The organism is uncultured Aquimarina sp., from assembly GCF_947496855.1.
Classification (GTDB): Bacteria; Bacteroidota; Bacteroidia; order Flavobacteriales; family Flavobacteriaceae; genus Aquimarina.
On sequence record NZ_CANMED010000004.1, the window covers coordinates 151,300 to 171,620 of the forward strand.

A 20,321-nucleotide genomic window follows, 5' to 3' on the forward strand; every position below is an offset into this window, starting at 1 on the left:
GGAAACTTTTTAGCTTTTGTTGTGAGATAAATGATATTTTTGTTTGTAAACAGTACTCAATGAAGAAGAATATTGCCATCCTTATGGGAGGTTACTCCAGTGAATTTGATATTTCTATCCAAAGTGGAAATGTAGTATATAAGCATCTGGATAGAAACTTATACCAACCTTATCGAATTCATATTACTAAAGACTCATGGTTTTATGTTGATGACAATGATCAAAAAACCAACATAGACAAGAATGATTTTTCATTACATCTTGATGGTTCCAAAATCAATTTTGATGCCGCCTTTAATATTGTTCATGGCACTCCGGGAGAAGATGGCTTATTACAAGCCTATTTTGAGTTGATCGGAATTCCACAAACAGCTTGTGATTTTTATCAAGCTGCTCTTACTTTTAACAAAAGAGACTGTATTAGTACTTTAAAACCTTATGGAATTCCAACTGCCAAAAATTATTTCTTAAACAAAGGTGATGCAATACATGCTAAATCTATAATAAATACTGTCGGCTTACCTTGTTTTGTAAAAGCTAACAAAGCTGGCAGCAGCTATGGAGTTTCTAAAGTTAAAACAGAAGAAGAACTAATTCCTGCCATTAATGTAGCTTACAAAGAAGATGACGAGATTATTATTGAATCTTTCCTAAGTGGAACAGAAGTTTCTGTAGGTGTGATTACCTATAAAGGACAGGACACTGTATTACCAATTACTGAAATTATTTCAGAAAATGATTTTTTTGATTATGAAGCAAAATATTTAGGAAAATCACAAGAGATAACACCCGCCAGACTGAGTGAGGTAGATGAGCGAAAAGTAAAAAACTTAGCTTTAAAAATATACCAGATACTTAAAATAAAAGGGTTTTCTAGAAGCGAATATATTTTTCATAATGGAGAACCTCATTTTGTAGAAATGAACACAAACCCCGGATTTAGCGAAGCTAGTATTCTACCTCAACAAGCAATTGCCGCAGGTATTAGTTTACCAGAATTATTAACCAATACCATTGAAGAAGCAATAAAAACAGAGATATAACAAGAATATGAAATTAGAAATGAAACTAATTTTTACTTTGTAACTTTACCTATATTTATACAAATAATCAAGATTCACTTATGAGAAGAGCTGTTTTTCCAGGTTCATTTGACCCAATTACTTTAGGACATTACGATATCATCGAAAGAGGATTGACTCTTTTTGATGAAATTATATTAGCCATCGGTGTAAATGCCGAAAAGAAATATATGTTTTCTTTAGAGGAACGAAAGCGTTTTATTGAAGAAGCTTTCAAAGACGAACCTCAAATTAAAGTAATGACTTATAAAGGGTTGACTGTAGATTTCTGCAAACAACAGGATGCTAATTTTATTCTACGAGGACTTAGAAATCCGGGAGATTTTGAATTTGAAAAAGCTATTGCGCATACTAATAGAAAGCTAACAGAAATAGAAACCGTTTTTCTACTTACCTCATCTGGAAAAAGTTATATTTCATCATCTATCGTTCGGGATGTTATAAGAAACAATGGTGATTACACCGGATTAGTCCCCGATACTGTGAGAGTAAAAAAAATATAAAATTCGTTAAACCCCAAAAAATTACACCTATGCAACCTATGTTTAGCCCCTCTAAATTAATACTAATCTTTTCTATGATCACAATATTTTACTCTTGTAGTAGTGATGAAGCAACTGATAGTACTACAGACCCTGTAACTTGTCAAGATGCTAATACTTCTATTTATGAGGAAAAAGATGGATTGATTGTAGTAGAATTTGAAAGTATTAAAGATCACAATGATTGGACAAAAGAAAACTCAACTACGGGATTCCTAGGAACACATTACTTGGTATGGAAAGAGAATCAATTTTTAAACGCTCCTGGGAATGGTTTACTTACTTATAAAATAAAAATTTCTAATCCAGGTGTTTATCAATTTATCTGGAGATCTAGAATAACCAATGGAACATCGGGATCTGAACACAACGATTCTTGGTTACGATTTTCAGATGCTTCCAAATTTTATGGAAAAAAAGGAGAGAGTGTTGTTTATCCAGCAGATACTGGTCAATCACCTACTCCTAATGGCGCTAGTAAAGGTGGCTGGTTTAAAATTTATAAAAGTGGTGATGCAGAACAATGGAAATGGCAATCCTCTACAAGTGATAATGATGCACATGATATTTTTGTCGAATTTGATGCATCTGGAATATATACACTAGAGGTTTCTGCAAGATCTACTTTCCATGCGCTTGATAGATTTGTTCTTTTCTCTGAAAATATAACTCAAAATGATGCTATCAACGAAATTGCTGTTTTGAGTGAAATAACTTGTAATTAATAATGAAAAGAAGTATTGGGGCTATTACCTTAGTCGTTAAAAACTATGATGAAGCTATTCATTATTATTTAACTAAGCTTAACTTCAAACTTATTGAAGATACTAAACTAAGTGATAGAAAACGTTGGGTTACCATTGCTCCTCAAAATAGTTCTGAAACTATAATTTTACTGGCAGAAGCTGCGACTTCAGAACAGGAAAAAGCGATTGGAAATCAAACAGGTGGTAGAGTTTTCTTATTCCTACATAGTGATGATTTTTGGAGAGATTATACTGATATGAAATCCAAGGGAGTATCTTTTCTTGAAAAACCAAGAGAAGAAATCTATGGAACTGTTGTAGTTTTTGAAGATCTATATGGTAATAAATGGGATCTAATAGAACATAAAAATAATCCCTCTATTAAACCTTCTATCTAAATCACAGTCCTATATACAAAGCCTGTGATTATGAGTACTTCTTTATCAGATAAACAAATACAACACCTTTACTGGAGAACTGGTTTCGGGATTTCTTCATCTGAACTAAAATTTGCCAGAAAGTTTTCTAAGAAACAAATTGTAGATCAATTATTTATAGAGAGTATAAAGGAAAATCCGTTATCACTAGATTTTGGCTCTTTACTTAAAAAGCAAAAAGATCTATCCCGCGAAGAACGTAAAGAATTACGAAAACTTCGCAATCAAAAAATGTTAGAACTCAATGTACTTTGGCTAAAACAGCTTGTAGAAACAAAACAAGTTCTTAGAGAAAAAATGACGTTATTTTTTCATGATCATTTTGCTGTTCGATTAAAAACCCCAAGAGCTAGTCTTCACCTGAATAATATAATTAGAAAACATGCATTAGGAAACTTTGGAGATATGTTAATGGAAGTTTCTAAATCTCCAGCAATGTTATTATTCCTAAATAACAGACAAAACAGAAAAAATAGTCCAAATGAAAATTTTGCACGTGAAGTGATGGAACTTTTTACATTAGGCAGAGATAATGGCTATACAGAAAAAGATATCAAAGAAGCAGCAAGAGCCTTTACAGGTTGGAACTTCAATGAAAATGGTTCTTTTGTATTTAGAAAAAATCGACACGATTCTGAATCCAAAACAGTTTTAGGAAAAACCGGATATTTTACCGGAGAGGATGTTATCAAAATTCTCCTAGATCAAAAACAAACTGCCAAATACATAACAGAAAAGATCTATCGATATTTTGTGAACGAAAAAATAGATCCAAAACATATAGAAGAATTAGCAACTACTTTTTACGAATCTAACTATAGCCTGGAAATCTTAATGAGAAAGATATTGATGAGCGATTGGTTTTATGAATATCAAAACATTGGAACCAAAATAAAATCTCCTATAGAATTGATAGTAGGTTTAAGTAAACCATTTCAGGTAGTATATAAAGATCCGAAAGTTCTCCTCTATCTGCAACGTAAATTAAATCAAACATTATTCCTCCCTCCCAACGTAGCAGGCTGGCCTGGCGGAAAATCCTGGATAGACAACTCTACATTGATGCTTCGCTTAAAACTAGCTTCTGTTACTCTGAACAACGGAGTAATCGAATGGCATGACCAGAACGATATGGAAGCAACCTCGATGATGCGTCAAAAATTATATAAAAAGATGAAAACCCAAGTTGAGAAAAAAGTAAAAGCTACACCAAATTGGAAAAATTTTCTTACCTCTCTTGAACAAAGAGATAAACAAGAATTAGTAAACTTCATAATTCAACCTAAACCATCCAAAGGAGCAAGCGCTATTATAACAAAGCTTGATCCTTCCAATACAAAAAACTTCATTATAGAATTAATGAGCTTACCAGAATACCAACTTTGCTAAAACTCTAAGATTATGGACAGAAGAGATTTTTTAAAACAATCGGTTTTTGCTTCAGGAATAGCATTAGTTCCTTCATTTCTAAAAGGAATGGAATTTCTAACGCCTGATCAATTATCCGGATATAAAAATGTAATTATTATACAACTCTCTGGCGGAAACGACGGTTTAAACAGTATCATACCAATTAGTAATGACATATATCACAGTTTAAGACCAACAATTTCTAAAAAAACAACACAAACTTTAAAAATAACAAATGACCTAGCTTTTAACGATAACCTAAGAGCAATAAAAGAATTATATGATCAAGGAGAAGTATCTATTATTAACAATGTAGGATATCCCAATCCGAACAGATCACATTTTAGAAGTACGGACATCTGGCAAACAGCTAGTGACACTAACCAATATTTATCTACTGGTTGGGTAGGCAGATATCTCGATGCTAATTGTCAACATCCGTATCAAGCAATAGAAGTAGATAATTCACTATCTCTTACTATGAAAGGAAATAGAATGAACGGCATAGCTGTTTCTGATCCTAATCAATTATATCGCACTACAAGAGAACCTTTTTTTAATAAGCTTGTAGATAACACTCATAAAGACATGTTAGATGAAGATAATCAGGGATACCTATATAAGACAATGCTGGAAACTTATTCATCTGCATCGTATATCCATGAAACTTCTAAAACATATAAAACCAATATAGAATATCCCCAGTCATCATTTGCAAAAAACCTAAAAACCATTGCTGATTTTATTATTTCTGGATTAAAAACTAGAGTTTTCTATAGTTCTCTAGGCGGTTTTGATAGTCACGTTAATCAATTAGATAGTCAAGATAGATTATTGGGGATATATTCTGAAGCTGTTGGTGCCTTGGTAAAAGATTTAAAAAAGAATAATAGATTTAAAGACACTCTAATACTAACCTTTTCTGAGTTTGGTCGCAGAGTAAAACAAAATGGAAGTCGCGGAACAGATCATGGTGCAGCCAATAATGTACTTGCCATTGGTGGTTCTCTAAAAAAGCCAGGTGTTTATAATGAACTACCCGACCTATCTAATCTGGATACTAATGGAGATATTAAATATAATGTAGACTTTAGGAGTATATATGCTACTATACTTGATAACTGGCTAGAAGTTGATAATAAAAATATTTTGAATAGAGATTTTAGCAAACTAACATTTATATAATAATATAACCCAAACAATATCAGAAAACACCCCTCTTAACATTAAGTGTAGTCTATCGACTACAAGGCACATGTTACACTTAGCTAAACACAACACCTATTTCATTAAAAACAAATTAAACCTTAACATAAATTACTAGGCTTAAAGAATTACAAACCGAAAATCAATGCAGAAAAGAACAAAAATCATATAATAAAATACGGTTAAACCGTAAAATATGTGTTGTTTATCGATATAAAAGATCGCTTTATCTAAAAGATCTTAAATCATTTTTTTTCATAACTGTTTGATTGTAAATTTGCTACAGATCAAGTAATAAATTCATTAAGCCCCAAAATTATGAAAACTATTATTCTTACGATTATAATTTTATTTTCTTTCTCTAATGTAAACGCTCAAGAAACGTCTTCTTTACAATCTACTAACGAGAATTCTAATGATGTTAAGAATACTAAGGTGGATTTTTATGAAACCTTGATCGCTGTAAATAATTTTGATATTAAAATCAAAAAAATCCAAACTACCACTACGGAAACCAAAACTGACTTCTACAAGGAGTTGATGATCAAGAATGGTTTTAATATAAACAGCAAGGAAAATACTCGATTAGCAAATAATGACAAAAAAGAAAAGGACACTATAATAACTGACACCACACAAATTACTGGATTATTGCCATAATTTTTTAAATACATATTTTAAAGACACCGCTATTTTCTTGCTTGGAATGGCGGTGTTTTTTTATGCCTTCAATTAAAAAAACACAAAACCATCAATACTTAATAGAATATTTTTGATAATTTTAGTCATCAATTTATTATAATAGTATGCAAATCCATGAAACCGCCTTTGTAGTATCTACATATAGATCACAACATGAAGATGTTAGTAAAGATATTTATGCGAAGCTGTGGAATAATCCTGCCACTGAAGCTTTGATACCTGACATCCTAAAGAATGTTTCAGAACATGAATCTATTTTACATAGCATAAGAAACAGGTTCTTTTATGAGCAAATGAAATCTTTTTTTAATAAAAATAATGGCGGAACATTAATCAATTTTGGAGCTGGCTTTAGCATGTATCAATTTTTATTAGAAGATACCATTTCTACTATAGAGATTGACAAAAAAGAAATTATCAAATACAAAAAAGAGTACGTAGATCTTTGGACTGAAGAAATGAAATTACCTAAACGTGATATCCAATATTTATCTTTGGATTTTAATTTAGACACAGAAGAAGAGATGATCGCTTCATTAAAACCTTTGATCAAAAACAAACCTATATTTATACTACTAGAAGGCGTTTTATTCTTCTTAAATCAAACGGTTACCAACAAAATTTTTCGAGTTTTTAAAAACCTTCAGCACGAAGGAGATCTGGTAGGAAGTGTATCTTATGTACCCGAAATAGAGAAAACCGATATATACAAAAGATTGCTTAATTATTTTGACAGTAATAATGATACTAATGACTCATTTTCTCATCAAACCATACCTAATTCATATTATTCAAACATAAAAGGCTATCATCTTAAAGAGCATGAAAATGAATTTGATTTAGCAGGGATGTACGCGTCAGAGTTCGGTATAAATAATAAGAATCAAATTCTTAATGAACACATGTATCTTTTAGAAAGAGATTAACCTTGAGCCAGCAATGCTCCACAAATTCCTAATCCAACTACAAGATAAACCCCTGCAAGAATAAAAAAAACTTTTCCTGCTTTACGGTTTTTAGTTCTAAAAAGAATCAAACCAATCAATGCTAAAAATATTGGTGGTCCTAACAAAATTAATAAGATTAAATACACTATTCCATTAAGATTTCCAACCTCTAATAAAATTGAATTCGTGATCATATTATTTCTTCTCTTAATTGTTCAAGATATTCTTTTTTATCATCTCTATAAAATAGATTCATGGTTTCAAAAGGAATAATTTTACAATCCTTATTTACTATATGTACACAAGACTTTTTAACAGCCCTTACATCAAAATTATAAGCATCGATAAATTGCATAATAATAATTCTAAATAAGTTATCATACCCTAAATCAGGTGCATCAATCTCCGGCAGACAGCACATAATAGATTTAAGATTCTCAGAGGCTACATCTACAGAGTTCCCTGTACTAAACAACTCTAACATTTTACCATGCAATTCCGTATCCTGTTCATAAACAATGGTGTTCTTCCCATTATTTAATAAATCCGCCGGATTCACATAGCGTGTTAAAGGAATGATTCCTTCTTCATTCTTCAATGCATACCCCATCACTAAAGCATCTGGATTACAGGGTACAGGAATTAAATCATCAGATTCAAAAACAGGAAACTGTTCTAATATTTTTCTGCGAACTTCTGTCAAAGTAATTCGATTTTCTTGAGTATCAAAATCCTCTAATCGGCCAGCAATTTGTGTAGGCTGTAGCGTTACTCCTCTTACACATTTCTGTTGTGTAGCAAATGATATGATATCCCCTATCTCTGAATCATTTAGTCCTTTTTCTAAGGTAACTACCAAAGTAGTAGATAGGTTAAATTGGTTTAAATTTTCAATAGCTTGTTTTCTTACTTGAGTAAGATCCTCTCCTCTTAGCTTTTCCAAAACCTCAGCTTTCAAAGAATCAAACTGCAAATAAATTTCAAAATCAGGCATATAACTTGCTAGTCGTTCCGCAAATCCAATGTCCTTGGCTATTCTGACTCCATTTGTATTTACCATCAAATGCCGAATAGGCAATTTCTTGGCGTAATCAAGTATCTCAAAAAATTGAGGATGTATCGTTGGCTCACCTCCACTAATCTGAACAACATCAGGTTCTTTCTCATTTTCGACAATAGTGTCCAACATTTTCTTTATTTCATCCAGTGTTCTATGCCTCCCATAATGAGGTGATGAGGATGCATAACAAGTTGGACAGGTAAGATTACATCTATCCGTAACCTCGATAATTGATAAGCAAGAGTGCTGCTCATGATCAGGGCATAACCCACAATCATATGGACATCCGTAATCAGTTGAAGTATTAAATTTATAAGGAAACTCTGAAGGTTTATTATAATTTCTGATATTCTTATAATATTCGATATCATCTGCTATCAGCACTTTGGATCTGCCATGTTCAGGACATCGCTTTAACATAAAAACCTTATCTTCTTCAAAAACAATTTTGGCATCAATTCTCTTAAGACAGGTAGGACATAAACTTAATGTAAAATCGTAATACGTATAATTTCTAGTTGGCATAAAAGAGTTTTCGGATTGTTTTATGGTAGTAAATCAAGCATAAGATACATAAATACTGAATACTACTAAGTCCTAAAACAAAAAAAGTATTAGGTTTTAAAAACTCTATCAAAAAACGAAATAGAAAATAAGAAATCATAAAATACTTGAAAAGTATTCCTGAATCTGAATTACGCTTATTTTGAAATCGCTTTAAAACAATCCATAATGGTATTAAAAAGACCACTTCGAAAAGCGCAATTGGATATCTTAACAAACCATCTCCTAAATCCATTCCCAAAAAAGAAGATGTCTCTTTTCCGTAAGTAAATTCGTTGATTCCAGCTAAAAAACAACCAACTCTTCCTACTATTATCCCTAATATAATAGGAAACGTGAATAAGTCTCCAGATGATCTTTTTTCTTCAATGATTTTCTTAGCTAGCTCAACTCCTATCAAACCTCCAAAAAGACCGCCCATAATAGTTTTAGCGCTTAACAACTGAACTAGATATTCTGGACTAAATGCTAAAAAAGAAGGATTTTCTAAAAAACCAATGACTCTAGATCCTAAAAATGCTCCGAAGACTGCTCCTATGATTATTGATAATCTATTCGTAGAAGATATTGGATCTGTTATATTCCTTTTTAGAAATACATAGTATCGAAATCCAACAAAAAAAGCAGCATATTCTAAAATCAAATGGATATTCACTTTAATACCAAAAACTACCGGTTCAAAAGGAATATCCATTTTAATACTTATTTTCGACTTAAAGATCGAAATATACATTTTATTTACTTCATGACTTTAGCCATTACGTGATATCTCGGATCATCAATATCGTGCTCTATAACGTTTGCTAATCTTGGAGAAGCTTTGATCATTAATGCTTGACATTCTTCACTTAAGTGTTTTAACCTAACTTGCTTACCAGCTTCTTCATATTTCCTTACTAGATTAAAAATAGCTTCTAGTGCAGAATGATCACTCACACGAGATTCAATAAAATCAATCTCTACATTATCTGGATCATTCGCTATATCAAACTTACTATTAAAAGCTTGTATACTACCAAAGAAAAGCGGACCCCAAATTTCATACACCTTGGTTCCATCTTCCTTAAGATGTTTTCTAGCTCTAATTTTTTTCGCATTTTCCCAAGCAAAAACTAAAGCAGAAATAATAACTCCTACAAAAACGGCAATCGCCAAATCATAAATAACAGTAACTGCCGATACAATGACTAAAACAATAGCGTCAGCAATCGGAATTTTTCTAAGAATACGAAAACTAGACCATGCGAAAGTCTCTATCACCATCATAAACATAACTCCTACCAGAGCCGCAATAGGCACTTGTTCTATGTAGCTATCAGCAAACAAAATAAAAATCAATAAAGTGACAGCCATTATTATACCAGACAATCTTCCTCGCCCTCCTGCATTGATATTAATCACTGTTTGACCTATCATACCACACCCACCAGTACCTCCAAATAACCCACTTACTACATTACCAAATCCCTGAGCAACACACTCGCGATTACCATCACCTCTAGATTCTGTTAATTCATCAACTAAATTCATTGTCATTAAGGATTCTATCAGTCCAACCGAAGCTGCCAAAAATGCGAAGGGTAAAATAAACCATAAAGTATCAGCCGTAAAAGGTAAGAATTCCCATAACTCTACATTGGGTGTAGGAAATTCACCAGAAAGACCATCACCTCCACCTTCTCTAATATATGATCCTACTGTACTTACTTTTAATTTAGCAAATACCACAATTCCAGTAGTTACTAATATTGCAGTTAAAGCAGCAGGTATTTTAGTAGTTAATTTAGGGAGTCCCCAAACAATCATCATTGTTAACAACACCAACCCTAGTGTTGTGTAGAGTTCGATTCCTTCCATAGGAATACTGATATACTTTTTTACTCCATCGGCTGCTATTTCTAATTTCTTATGAGTAAACATTTTTACCTGAGCAATAAAAATCACTATTGCCAAGCCATTTACAAATCCCATCATAACGGGATGCGGAATTAAACGGACAAAACGACCTAATTTAAATACCCCTGCAATGATCTGAATCAACCCCATCAAAACCACGGCAGCTAACAAATAATAGTATCCCATGTTATCTATTGGAATATCAAATTCTAAACCTTTTGCGTGACCTTCTGATATTAGATTTACAAAAATAACTGCCACTGCACCTGCAGCACCTGATATTAAACCAGGCCTCCCACCAAAAACAGCTGTAATAAGCCCTATAATAAAAGCTCCAGACAATGCCACCAAAGGATCAATTTGAGCCACAAAAGCAAAAGCCACTACCTCTGGTATCATAGCTAATGACACAGTAATTCCTGCTATAACATCATCTTTAGCATTTGGAATAATTTTTCTTACAAACTCGGTCATAATCAGTTTATTTTGAGGGGGCAAAAATACAGTTAATTTATGTCTTGACAAGCAAAATCAATTGCTATTCTATACCTCATATACAACTAAAACGTTATAGAAGATTTAAAAATCGTAAAACTTAGTATATTTATCCCTCATACATATCACCTATGCGAATTACACTACTTACTATCAGCTTATTAATGATTATTTCTTGTAATACTTCTGAAAAAGAATCTACTAAAAATATTGATTTTACAACAATTTTCGAAAAAAGTAACGGTACTGAAACACCAACATATCCAGAAGTGATTAGGTATTATAAAAATCTTTCTGAAACCTATCCGGAAATCGATATTCGAAAAATTGGAATTACTGACAGCGGTAATCCTTTACATATAATTACTCTTAATCCTGATAAAGAGTTTGATTTCGAAAAAATTCGAAAAACCAAACGTATCCTACTAATCAATAATGGAATTCATCCGGGAGAAAGCGATGGTATTGATGCAACAATGTTACTTTTTAGAGATATTGCTCAAGGTAAAATCGAAGCACCGAAAAACACGGTTACAGTAGCGATCCCTATCTATAACATTGGCGGTGCATTAAATCGTAATACCGGAACTCGAACCAATCAAAATGGACCGAAAGTGTACGGTTTTAGAGGAAATGCTCGAAATTATGACCTGAATCGTGATTTTATAAAGAGTGATACAAAAAATGCACAAACCTTTGCAGAGATTTTTCATTTGGTACAACCTGATGTTTTTATCGATAACCATGTAAGTAATGGAGCTGATTACCAATATACATTAACACATTTATTCACCCAACATAATAAATTAAATGGTAAGCTTGGTGATTATCTACATAACGAAATGCATCCACAGCTAGAAACATCGCTTTCTGCTAAAAACTGGGATATCACTCCTTATGTGAATGTTTGGGGAACCACCCCAGACAAAGGCTGGACACAGTTTATGGATTCTCCCAGATATTCTACCGGATATACTACCTTATGGAACACCTTAGGAATGATGGTAGAAACCCATATGCTAAAACCTTACAAACCTAGAGTAGAAGGCACCTATCAATTAATGAAATCAATGATTGATATTATTGAAAAAGATGGTGAAAAAATTAAATCTCTTCGTGAGCTTGCATTTTCAGATTTACCAAAACAAAAGACATATCCTGTAAACTGGAAAGTAGATACAACCAAAGTAACCAAATTTACTTTTAAGGGATATGAAGGAGCATATATTGATAGTGAAATCACTGGATCAAAACGACTAAAATATGATCAGAAAAGACCCTATTCTAAGGAAGTACTATATCAAAATTATTTTACATCAACTACTGAAATTACTATTCCTAAAGCTTACATAATTCCACAAGGATTGTGGGATATGAAAATAAAATTAGACCGCAACCAAATATCATACAAAACCTTAGAAAAAGATTCTACTATATCCGTAGAAGTGTATCACATAAAGGATTACAAAAGTCGAAAATCTCCTTATGAAGGTCATTATTTACATTATTCAACCACCGTTAAAAAAAGCGTAGAAGAAATAATTTTTAAAAATGGAGACTTGATCATTCCTACGAATCAAAAAGGCTTTAGGTATTTATTGGAAACATTAGAACCCGAAGCTCCTGACTCATTTTTTAATTGGAATTTCTTCGATACTATTTTACAACAAAAGGAAGGGTTCTCTCCATATGTTTGGGAAGATAAAGCATCAGAATTACTAAAAAGTGATCAAAAACTGAAACAGAAGTTCGAAGAAAAGAAAAAGGATAGTGCTTTTGCTAAGAATTGGTACGCACAATTAGATTGGATTCATAAACAATCAGAAAACTATGAAAAAGCACATATGAGATATCCTATTTATCGAATTTTAAAATAAGATTTATTCTAAATCTAACTTATCTATTTTAAGTCCAATACCCGACGCTTGCATCTCTTTTTCAATAATTTCAAATTGAGATTTATCTACACTTTTTAAAATACATCCATTTTTTAAATGATGTAAATAATCACAAGTTTCATACAATGTAGAAAAAATATGTGATGACAAAATCACTATTTTATTAAGTTCTTTTAATTTTACCAAAAGCTGATTAATAATTGCATTGCTATAAATATCAACTCCATTAAATGGTTCGTCTAAAATAAAAACATCATTTTTTTGCAATAAAATACCTGTTAATGCTAGTTTCTTTTTCATTCCTGTAGAATACGTTTCGGCGTATTGATCTAGGGGTAAGTCAAAAATATTTTTTTCTTTGAAATTATTTATTTCAATATTTCTGGCATTACATAATAATTGTAAATATTCCTTTCCTGTAATCTTTGACAAAAAATATGGATCAGTTGGCAAAAAACCTATGAAATCTTTCACTTTACCTTCCGTATATGTTACAGTACCTCTAAAATTTTCCATTCCAGAAATAGCTCTAAACAAAGTAGTTTTTCCAGCTCCGTTCTCCCCTACCACACCATGAATTTCTCCTGGGTTAAATGCTAAATTAATATCATTGAGGATCTTATTATTTCCATAAGATTTATACAATTTTTTAATATATATCATTTCAGTAGTAGATCTAAGTTCTTTATAGTCTTGTTATAAAAATAAGGTATTGCGATTATCAGAATTGGTGGAAATAAAAGACACAATATGCCTATTATCCCTTGAAATATTTCCATTCCTTGATTCTGAAAAGAATATTTCATTAACAAATACATCAACATATACGAAAACCCTGCAAACAAGAAAAATAAAGTTATATGTAACTGATCAAAGTAAAAAATTGACAACCCTATAAGAATCGGAAGCGCTAGTACAAAACTATTTCGAAGAGCTATTCCGATTTTATGTCTTAGAAATTCTCTAGAATTCATAGCATGTATCCAAATATAGAAATCTGAATCCGGCTTCATAAAATAACTGGAACAAACAAAAAAAACAGAGACTAAAGAGAATACTCCTAAATTAAAATTCCCTTTATAAACAGCTATAATAGTCAAGCAATATATTAACAGAAACAACCATAAAGTTTTACGAAAACCGATAACAAATTCAAAAGGCTTCTTACCAAAAGGAGTTGGTACCATTAAGGATACTTTAGTTCTTTTTTTTGTTAAGGAGACTAAAAATGCTAAACCGTAAACCAAAAATACTTCAATGTAATATGTTTTGTATAGAAGAAACATTGCAAATGGAGTTACCTTTAGCATATTATTAATTACTATAATTTTTCGATAGTTTGCAATAGAAAAGTGTTGTTTTACAAATCTACGATGCTCGGAGTTGCCTATTGCATAAGTAAAAAATATACTGATTAGAGCATATATATAATTTGCATATAATATATTTTCAAAAATACTTGAAGACATCCAATAGAACAAAATAATAATTATAGGATATCCTATAAAAGGTTCTGTTCCGAAATCCTTAAAACTTCTATAAATACGTTTGTATTGTAATAAAAAATAATACTTCAAAGATTATGGCATAGATTAAAAAAATAAAACAATGTATATCATAGGTCACATTCTGATTACAAAAGTTACATTTTTTTAATCTCAGAAATTTTCATTATCAACTTCCTAATACATATTATGATAGATAATCATGAGAAAAAAGCTTTTTGATATTCGCATAAGAATTGGTCAGTGCTTTTTTCGCTTTTTTCCTATTTTTCCATTTCACTTTTGTAATCCCTTCATTTTTCTGAGGCACCAATTCTCCATCAAACTCAGTAATCATTTCGAACCAATAGGTAACCTTTAATCGGAATTCACCATTTCTCTTAAATACGTGAAATGTTTTGTATAAAAATTTGGTAATTTCCAGTCCTGTAACTCCTGTCTCCTCTTCTACTTCACGAATTGCAGCAGTTTCTAAATGCTCCTTTTTCTCTACTTTACCTTTTGGTAAATCCCATTTACCATTACGCTTAATAAATAAAATCTCTTTCTCAGCATTATATGCTTTTCCCCCTGCTGCAACTACAACCGGCAGTTTAGCATACAGATGCTCTAAAAGTTTATCTTCAATTTTATGATAGAAATGATATTTAACTTCAATACCTTCATTTTCTTTTCGCAAAATATTTCTGATAATTTTAGGAAAATCTACTTCTTTGATATGAATTGTTTCATAATCTTCAATTCCCTTTTTTGTAGACAGAATAATAGGCGTATTATTCACAAAAACTTTATACATTTGCAACTATGATTTTTGATAAAAATACGGCAAAAAAAACCGCTGAACTATTATTGCAAATTAATGCAATTAAATTACAACCGCAAGAACCTTTTACTTGGGCATCAGGATGGAAATCTCCAATCTATTGTGACAATCGTGTTACACTTTCATATCCTGTGATTCGCAACTTTTTAAGAGAGAATCTTGCTAAATTTATCGAAGAAAAATACGGCAAACCTGATGTAATAGCTGGTGTAGCTACTGGTGCCATTGGTATCGGGATGCTTGTTGCTGAACAACTAAACTTACCTTTTATTTATGTTCGGCCAGAAGCAAAAAAACACGGAAGAAAAAACCAAATAGAAGGAATTATACCTTCAGGTAAAAATGTAGTCGTGGTAGAGGATCTTATAAGTACTGGGAAAAGTAGCCTTAATGCGGTAAAAGCTTTGAATGAAGCAAACGCGAACGTCAAAGGAATGGTTGCCATCTTTAACTACGGTTTTGATATTGCCTCAAAAAACTTTGAAGAAGCGGCATTATCTTTGCAAACCTTAAGTAATTATGAAAACCTTCTGGAACAAGCATTAGATACTAACTATATCACAGAAGAGCAACAAAAAACGCTACAAAACTGGAGAATTAATCCAGCAGAGTGGAATCAATAAATTTTTAACATCAATGAATTTAGAAAGCCCTACAGTTACTGTAGAAAAAACTCAACAAGAAGTTTTTGAATTTTTAACAAAAGTCGAAAACTTTGAACAGCTAATGCCGGAAAGCAAACAAAAATTTGAAAAACTAAGCGACTCAAGATTTCTTTTTCAACTAAAAGGAATGCCAGAAATCGTGTTAGAACAAAAAGGAAGTACGGAGCACTCGACTGTCGTTCTTGGTGCAGCCAGTGAAAAGTTACCTTTTACACTTACTGCAAATATTATAGATACCGAAGGACAAAAAAGTACGACTCAACTTATTTTTGAAGGCCAATTTAATGCAATGATGGGTATGATGATAAAAAATCCAATCCAGAATTTTATTAACACGCTAAGTGAAAATATTAGTAAGCTTTAGACTCAGATATGTGAGGGTGTGAGTAAAATATAAATTCAAATCTTAACTTCTAACTCTAAACAAACCACTAATTAAAAAACTTAATCACGCATTGATTAATAAAGTAGGCTTACTTCTTTCAGATCAAAACTTTGTATGATTTCATCCTCTAAAAGTATTTGAAGTTTACCGAACGTAGTAACGTCTTGAATAATACCAACAAAAGAATTACCCTTTGCATCCAAAAATGTAGAGGGTTTGTTTTTTCTAAAAAGCAGTGATTCATATTCTTTCTTAAGAATTGTAAAGACAGAAGTATTAAGAACCGAAAATCGATATTCTATCTTTGTTAACAATAAAGATAACATCTCATCTAAGCTAAAACGCTGTCCTAAAATTTTTCTAATAGACCCTGCACGTGGAAGATTATAAAAATCTTGTTGATTTACATTTATTCCAATACCTACAATCGCACCTCTTAATCTGCCATTATTAACAACATTTTCTATTAAAATACCACAGATCTTATATCTATCTGACAGAATGTCGTTTGGCCATTTTATAGATAATTTCGGAAGCATTAACCTGTCTAAAACATCATATACCGCCAGAGAAACCGTCATAGAAATATAAAACTGATCCATAACACCAAGTTCATCAATAGGCATAAACACACTGCATGTAAGGTTTTCTCCAGGGTTACTTTGCCAAGTTGTTCCGATTTGTCCTTTACCTTTAAGTTGTTCCCTTGCAATAACACAAACAGGTTTAACTAAGTTTTTCTCACGATTCATATCCCGAAGAAAAGTATTTGTAGAGTCAATGGCATCAACTTTGATTATATCCATAAATAACGATGTGAAAGTTTTTACAAATGTCCACAAATACGGACATTAAAACCATAAAAAGTAATAACTTTACACAAATTAAAAAAATGCATGACTAAAAAAGAAATCGGTACTGATCAATTAATAACTCAAATTATTAAAGGTATTGAAGAAGTAAAGGGTAATGACATTAGTATATTAGATTTAAGAGAAATCGAAAATACCGTTTGTAATTATTTTGTTATTTGTAACGGAACCTCTAACACCCAAGTAAATGCCATTGTTAATTCCATCCAAAAAACAGTAAGCAAATCACTTAAGGACAAGCCTTGGCATATAGAAGGAAGCGAAAATGCAGAATGGGTATTGATTGATTACGTAAATGTAGTTGTACATGTTTTCCAAAAACACATCAGAGAATTTTATGATATTGAAGGATTATGGGGAGACGCGAAAACAACAACTATTGAAACAAACTATTAAAAAAAGCGTAAATGGCTAAAGAAAATAAAAAAGTAGAACCTAATAAAAAACCGAAATTTAGTGCATATTGGATTTATGCAATCATAATTATTGGGTTTTTAGCATTAAATTTTTTAGGCGGTAGTAATATGGGATCAGCTCCCGAAACCACCCCTTCAGATTTCAACAATTTCTTAATCAGTGGCGAAGTAGAGCGTGTATTGATCATCAATAGAAGAAAAGCAAAGGTTTTTCTGACTCAAGAAGCAAAAAGTCAAGAAAAACATTCCAAAAACAAAAAGAATTCTATCTTACCTCAGAGTCCTAATGACGCTGATTACGAATTCGAATTTGGTGATCTTCAAAACTTTGAGAATGAAATTGCGAAAATTAAAAGTGACAACAACCTATCCACCGAAGTTAGTTATGATACCGAAAGTAATATGTGGGGTGATCTTTTTATCACTTTACTGCCTTTTGCACTAATTATTGGTGTATGGATATTCATTATGCGAAGAATGAGTGGTGGTGCCGGTGGTGGTGCTGGAGGACAGATTTTTAATATTGGGAAATCCAAAGCAAAGCTTTTTGATCAGAATACAGATGTAAAAGTTTCTTTTGAAAATGTAGCTGGTCTTGAAGGAGCAAAAGAGGAAGTTCAGGAAATCGTTGATTTTCTCAAAAATCCTGAAAAATACACCTCATTAGGAGGAAAAATACCCAAAGGAGCATTATTAGTAGGTCCTCCTGGTACAGGAAAGACATTATTAGCAAAAGCCGTAGCAGGTGAAGCCAAAGTACCTTTCTTCTCTTTATCAGGATCTGATTTTGTAGAAATGTTTGTAGGAGTAGGTGCTTCTAGAGTTCGTGACCTTTTTAAACAGGCAAAAGAAAAATCTCCTGCCATTATTTTTATTGACGAGATTGATGCGATAGGACGAGCAAGAGGAAAGAGTAATTTCTCAGGATCTAACGATGAAAGAGAAAACACTTTGAATCAGCTTCTAACAGAAATGGATGGTTTTGGTACAAATACTAACGTAATTGTTATAGCTGCTACCAACCGTGCGGATGTGTTAGACAAAGCCTTAATGAGAGCAGGTCGTTTTGATAGACAGATATATGTTGATCTACCTGATGTAAGAGAACGTAAAGAAATATTCGAAGTACACCTTAAACCTCTAAAGAAGGAAGAAGGACTAGATACAGATTTCTTATCGAAGCAAACACCTGGTTTCTCTGGTGCAGATATTGCCAATGTTTGTAATGAAGCTGCACTTATCGCAGCCCGTAAAGGAAATAAAGCAGTTGGTAAACAAGATTTTCTTGATGCAGTAGACAGAATAGTTGGTGGACTAGAAAAGAAAAACAAAATAGTTACACCTGGAGAAAAACGTGCAATTGCATTCCACGAAGCGGGTCATGCTACAGTTAGTTGGATGCTGGAACATGCAGCTCCATTAGTAAAAGTAACAATTGTTCCTAGAGGTCAATCTCTGGGTGCTGCTTGGTATCTTCCTGAAGAAAGACTCATAGTACGCCCTAATCAAATGTTAGACGAAATGTGTGCAACTCTTGGAGGTCGTGCAGCGGAAAAAGTAATCTTTAATGAAATTTCTACAGGAGCTTTAAGCGATTTAGAAAAAGTAACTAAACAAGCCCGTGCCATGGTTACCATTTATGGTCTTAACGATAAAATTGGAAACTTAACATATTATGATTCTTCTGGTGAAAACGAATATGGCTTTACTAAGCCGTATAGCGAACAAACAAGTGAGCTTATTGACAAGGAGATATCTAATATTATTGAAGAGCAATATCAACGTGCTATTAAATTGTTAGAGAACAATAAAGATAAACTGACTGAACTTGCAGAAGTATTACTCGAGAAAGAGGTTATATTTAAAGATAACTTAGAGAAAATTTTTGGAGAACGTCCATTTGGCAAGAAAGAAGAGACAATAATAGAACCTACGTAGTATATTAAAGTAATTTCTACTAGTAAAATAAAAAAATCTTAATCTAATAAGAATATTAGATTAAGATTTTTTTATCTTTGGAAGTATTGTTAACCCGTAATCCCCGATCGAATAAAAAAGATGAGTCTATTTAGAAGAATATTTTCCTCAAAATCTAAATCAGACCAAAAGAGTAAGGAACGTCACGCTGAAGATCGCAGTAAATACATGCCCGAAATCAATCTCCCGGTTGATGAAAGCTTTATGATTAATTTCAAAAGAAATGGAGGCAAATTTCTGTATTGCGATAGCGATGATGAAGTACTTGATTCTTTTGACAAGATCCTTTTAGAAAATGATTGGTATGAACAAGATGTATGTTGTTTCGATATGGGACTGGAGCATAAATTTTCTGGATTCAATCTTAACTACGTAAAAAAACTACCTTCATCGTTCTTTTTTGCTACTTGCGAATATCTTATTGCAGATAGCGGAGCAATCCTTATCTCTTCTAATCAATTAAGAGAAAAAAAACTAACCGAACTCCCTGATAACTTTGTTATACTAGCTTCTACTAGCCAACTAGTTAACAGCATAGGTGAAGGTTTAAAAGGAATTAAAGAAAAAAACAAAAACTCAATTCCTTCGAACATTACTACTATTAAAAACTTCGAACCGCAAAAAGAAAAAGACTTCTTAAGCTACGGAAGTAGCTCAAAAAATCTATATTTGCTGCTGCTGGAAGATTTATAA

22 protein-coding genes are annotated in these 20,321 nt (G+C 32.2%); 14 read left to right on the forward strand and 8 right to left on the reverse strand.

Going from position 1 to position 20,321, the window contains the following annotated elements:
• Positions 1–59 precede the first annotated feature (59 nt).
• The 8 genes from Q0921_RS12935 (at position 60) to Q0921_RS12970 (ending at position 7,051) form a co-directional block, all read left to right on the forward strand.
• On the forward strand, positions 60–1,043 hold the full coding sequence (locus tag Q0921_RS12935; RefSeq protein ID WP_299257481.1) for a D-alanine--D-alanine ligase: 984 nt from the start codon (positions 60–62) through the stop codon (positions 1,041–1,043).
• Between the two features lie 80 nt (positions 1,044–1,123).
• The gene (gene coaD, locus Q0921_RS12940; RefSeq protein WP_299257483.1) at positions 1,124–1,585 is read left to right on the forward strand and encodes a pantetheine-phosphate adenylyltransferase; all 462 of its coding nucleotides are present in this window, start codon (positions 1,124–1,126) and stop codon (positions 1,583–1,585) included.
• Between the two features lie 74 nt (positions 1,586–1,659).
• Positions 1,660–2,349, forward strand: a complete 690-nt coding sequence (locus tag Q0921_RS12945; protein WP_299257485.1) for a hypothetical protein — start codon at positions 1,660–1,662, stop codon at positions 2,347–2,349.
• Positions 2,350–2,351: 2 nt separating this feature from the next.
• Complete coding sequence (locus Q0921_RS12950) at positions 2,352–2,768, forward strand: VOC family protein (protein ID WP_299257487.1); 417 nt, start codon at positions 2,352–2,354, stop codon at positions 2,766–2,768.
• Between the two features lie 30 nt (positions 2,769–2,798).
• On the forward strand, positions 2,799–4,196 hold the full coding sequence (locus Q0921_RS12955; protein WP_299257489.1) for a DUF1800 domain-containing protein: 1,398 nt from the start codon (positions 2,799–2,801) through the stop codon (positions 4,194–4,196).
• Positions 4,197–4,208: 12 nt separating this feature from the next.
• Complete coding sequence (locus Q0921_RS12960) at positions 4,209–5,402, forward strand: DUF1501 domain-containing protein (protein WP_299257491.1); 1,194 nt, start codon at positions 4,209–4,211, stop codon at positions 5,400–5,402.
• A 339-nt stretch (positions 5,403–5,741) separates the two neighbouring features.
• Positions 5,742–6,083, forward strand: a complete 342-nt coding sequence (locus Q0921_RS12965) for a hypothetical protein (protein ID WP_299257493.1) — start codon at positions 5,742–5,744, stop codon at positions 6,081–6,083.
• Between the two features lie 146 nt (positions 6,084–6,229).
• Positions 6,230–7,051, forward strand: a complete 822-nt coding sequence (locus Q0921_RS12970; protein ID WP_299257495.1) for a class I SAM-dependent methyltransferase — start codon at positions 6,230–6,232, stop codon at positions 7,049–7,051.
• Here the strand turns inward: Q0921_RS12970 and Q0921_RS12975 are convergent.
• From Q0921_RS12975 to Q0921_RS12990, 4 genes are read right to left on the reverse strand one after another with little or no spacing between them, the layout of a single operon-like run.
• The gene (locus Q0921_RS12975; RefSeq protein ID WP_299257497.1) at positions 7,048–7,266 is read right to left on the reverse strand and encodes a hypothetical protein; all 219 of its coding nucleotides are present in this window, start codon (positions 7,264–7,266) and stop codon (positions 7,048–7,050) included. The genes Q0921_RS12970 and Q0921_RS12975 overlap by 4 nt on opposite strands.
• Positions 7,263–8,657 (reverse strand): radical SAM protein, encoded by a 1,395-nt coding sequence (locus tag Q0921_RS12980; protein ID WP_299257499.1) that lies wholly within the window; start codon positions 8,655–8,657, stop codon positions 7,263–7,265. Before Q0921_RS12980 ends, Q0921_RS12975 begins: the two co-directional genes overlap by 4 nt.
• Complete coding sequence (locus Q0921_RS12985) at positions 8,647–9,390, reverse strand: prolipoprotein diacylglyceryl transferase (RefSeq protein ID WP_299257501.1); 744 nt, start codon at positions 9,388–9,390, stop codon at positions 8,647–8,649. Before Q0921_RS12985 ends, Q0921_RS12980 begins: the two co-directional genes overlap by 11 nt.
• Positions 9,391–9,434: 44 nt before the next feature.
• On the reverse strand, positions 9,435–11,066 hold the full coding sequence (locus Q0921_RS12990) for a SulP family inorganic anion transporter (RefSeq protein ID WP_299257503.1): 1,632 nt from the start codon (positions 11,064–11,066) through the stop codon (positions 9,435–9,437).
• Positions 11,067–11,218: 152 nt separating this feature from the next.
• On the opposite strand from Q0921_RS12990, the gene Q0921_RS12995 reads away from it, so the two are divergent.
• Positions 11,219–12,964: a M14 family metallopeptidase gene (locus Q0921_RS12995; RefSeq protein WP_299257505.1), complete on the forward strand. Its 1,746-nt coding sequence runs from the start codon at positions 11,219–11,221 to the stop codon at positions 12,962–12,964.
• A 3-nt stretch (positions 12,965–12,967) separates the two neighbouring features.
• Here Q0921_RS12995 and Q0921_RS13000 read toward each other — a convergent pair whose 3' ends face one another.
• From Q0921_RS13000 to Q0921_RS13010, 3 genes are all read right to left on the reverse strand, one after another.
• Positions 12,968–13,648, reverse strand: a complete 681-nt coding sequence (locus tag Q0921_RS13000) for an ATP-binding cassette domain-containing protein (protein WP_299257509.1) — start codon at positions 13,646–13,648, stop codon at positions 12,968–12,970.
• A complete protein-coding gene (locus tag Q0921_RS13005) occupies positions 13,645–14,562 on the reverse strand; it encodes an ABC transporter permease (protein WP_299257510.1) in 918 nt (305 codons plus the stop codon). The genes Q0921_RS13000 and Q0921_RS13005 overlap by 4 nt, the downstream gene beginning before the upstream one ends.
• A gap of 115 nt (positions 14,563–14,677) precedes the next feature.
• Complete coding sequence (locus tag Q0921_RS13010; protein ID WP_299257511.1) at positions 14,678–15,286, reverse strand: NUDIX domain-containing protein; 609 nt, start codon at positions 15,284–15,286, stop codon at positions 14,678–14,680.
• Positions 15,287–15,294: 8 nt separating this feature from the next.
• On the opposite strand from Q0921_RS13010, the gene pyrE reads away from it, so the two are divergent.
• Positions 15,295–15,936 (forward strand): orotate phosphoribosyltransferase, encoded by a 642-nt coding sequence (gene pyrE / locus Q0921_RS13015; protein WP_299257512.1) that lies wholly within the window; start codon positions 15,295–15,297, stop codon positions 15,934–15,936.
• Positions 15,937–15,949: 13 nt separating this feature from the next.
• The gene (locus tag Q0921_RS13020; protein WP_299257514.1) at positions 15,950–16,342 is read left to right on the forward strand and encodes an SRPBCC family protein; all 393 of its coding nucleotides are present in this window, start codon (positions 15,950–15,952) and stop codon (positions 16,340–16,342) included.
• Between the two features lie 95 nt (positions 16,343–16,437).
• Here Q0921_RS13020 and Q0921_RS13025 read toward each other — a convergent pair whose 3' ends face one another.
• The gene (locus tag Q0921_RS13025; RefSeq protein ID WP_299257516.1) at positions 16,438–17,169 is read right to left on the reverse strand and encodes a biotin--[acetyl-CoA-carboxylase] ligase; all 732 of its coding nucleotides are present in this window, start codon (positions 17,167–17,169) and stop codon (positions 16,438–16,440) included.
• Positions 17,170–17,259: 90 nt separating this feature from the next.
• Here Q0921_RS13025 and rsfS point away from each other — a divergent pair, with 90 nt between their 5' ends.
• The 3 genes from rsfS to Q0921_RS13040 all read left to right on the forward strand — a co-directional run bounded on the left by rsfS (position 17,260) and on the right by Q0921_RS13040 (position 20,321).
• Positions 17,260–17,631 carry a ribosome silencing factor gene (rsfS, locus tag Q0921_RS13030; RefSeq protein ID WP_298543544.1) on the forward strand — a complete coding sequence of 124 codons (372 nt, stop codon included), beginning with the start codon at positions 17,260–17,262 and terminating at the stop codon, positions 17,629–17,631.
• Positions 17,632–17,642: 11 nt separating this feature from the next.
• On the forward strand, positions 17,643–19,589 hold the full coding sequence (gene ftsH, locus Q0921_RS13035) for an ATP-dependent zinc metalloprotease FtsH (protein ID WP_299257518.1): 1,947 nt from the start codon (positions 17,643–17,645) through the stop codon (positions 19,587–19,589).
• 120 nt (positions 19,590–19,709) lie between these two features.
• Complete coding sequence (locus Q0921_RS13040) at positions 19,710–20,321, forward strand: LUD domain-containing protein (RefSeq protein WP_299257520.1); 612 nt, start codon at positions 19,710–19,712, stop codon at positions 20,319–20,321.

Bases quoted from the DNA above. Each gene is read 5' to 3' on its own strand.
- Q0921_RS12935 (WP_299257481.1), top strand. From the start codon at position 60: ATGAAGAAGAATATTGCCATCCTTATGGGAGGTTACTCCAGTGAATTT.
- coaD (WP_299257483.1), top strand. From the start codon at position 1,124: ATGAGAAGAGCTGTTTTTCCAGGTTCATTTGACCCAATTACTTTAGGA.
- Q0921_RS12945 (WP_299257485.1), top strand. From the start codon at position 1,660: ATGATCACAATATTTTACTCTTGTAGTAGTGATGAAGCAACTGATAGT.
- Q0921_RS12950 (WP_299257487.1), top strand. From the start codon at position 2,352: ATGAAAAGAAGTATTGGGGCTATTACCTTAGTCGTTAAAAACTATGAT.
- Q0921_RS12955 (WP_299257489.1), top strand. From the start codon at position 2,799: ATGAGTACTTCTTTATCAGATAAACAAATACAACACCTTTACTGGAGA.
- Q0921_RS12960 (WP_299257491.1), top strand. From the start codon at position 4,209: ATGGACAGAAGAGATTTTTTAAAACAATCGGTTTTTGCTTCAGGAATA.
- Q0921_RS12965 (WP_299257493.1), top strand. From the start codon at position 5,742: ATGAAAACTATTATTCTTACGATTATAATTTTATTTTCTTTCTCTAAT.
- Q0921_RS12970 (WP_299257495.1), top strand. From the start codon at position 6,230: ATGCAAATCCATGAAACCGCCTTTGTAGTATCTACATATAGATCACAA.
- Q0921_RS12975 (WP_299257497.1), bottom strand. From the start codon at position 7,266: ATGATCACGAATTCAATTTTATTAGAGGTTGGAAATCTTAATGGAATA.
- Q0921_RS12980 (WP_299257499.1), bottom strand. From the start codon at position 8,657: ATGCCAACTAGAAATTATACGTATTACGATTTTACATTAAGTTTATGT.
- Q0921_RS12985 (WP_299257501.1), bottom strand. From the start codon at position 9,390: ATGGATATTCCTTTTGAACCGGTAGTTTTTGGTATTAAAGTGAATATC.
- Q0921_RS12990 (WP_299257503.1), bottom strand. From the start codon at position 11,066: ATGACCGAGTTTGTAAGAAAAATTATTCCAAATGCTAAAGATGATGTT.
- Q0921_RS12995 (WP_299257505.1), top strand. From the start codon at position 11,219: ATGCGAATTACACTACTTACTATCAGCTTATTAATGATTATTTCTTGT.
- Q0921_RS13000 (WP_299257509.1), bottom strand. From the start codon at position 13,648: ATGATATATATTAAAAAATTGTATAAATCTTATGGAAATAATAAGATC.
- Q0921_RS13010 (WP_299257511.1), bottom strand. From the start codon at position 15,286: ATGTATAAAGTTTTTGTGAATAATACGCCTATTATTCTGTCTACAAAA.
- pyrE (WP_299257512.1), top strand. From the start codon at position 15,295: ATGATTTTTGATAAAAATACGGCAAAAAAAACCGCTGAACTATTATTG.
- Q0921_RS13020 (WP_299257514.1), top strand. From the start codon at position 15,950: ATGAATTTAGAAAGCCCTACAGTTACTGTAGAAAAAACTCAACAAGAA.
- Q0921_RS13025 (WP_299257516.1), bottom strand. From the start codon at position 17,169: ATGGATATAATCAAAGTTGATGCCATTGACTCTACAAATACTTTTCTT.
- rsfS (WP_298543544.1), top strand. From the start codon at position 17,260: ATGACTAAAAAAGAAATCGGTACTGATCAATTAATAACTCAAATTATT.
- ftsH (WP_299257518.1), top strand. From the start codon at position 17,643: ATGGCTAAAGAAAATAAAAAAGTAGAACCTAATAAAAAACCGAAATTT.
- Q0921_RS13040 (WP_299257520.1), top strand. From the start codon at position 19,710: ATGAGTCTATTTAGAAGAATATTTTCCTCAAAATCTAAATCAGACCAA.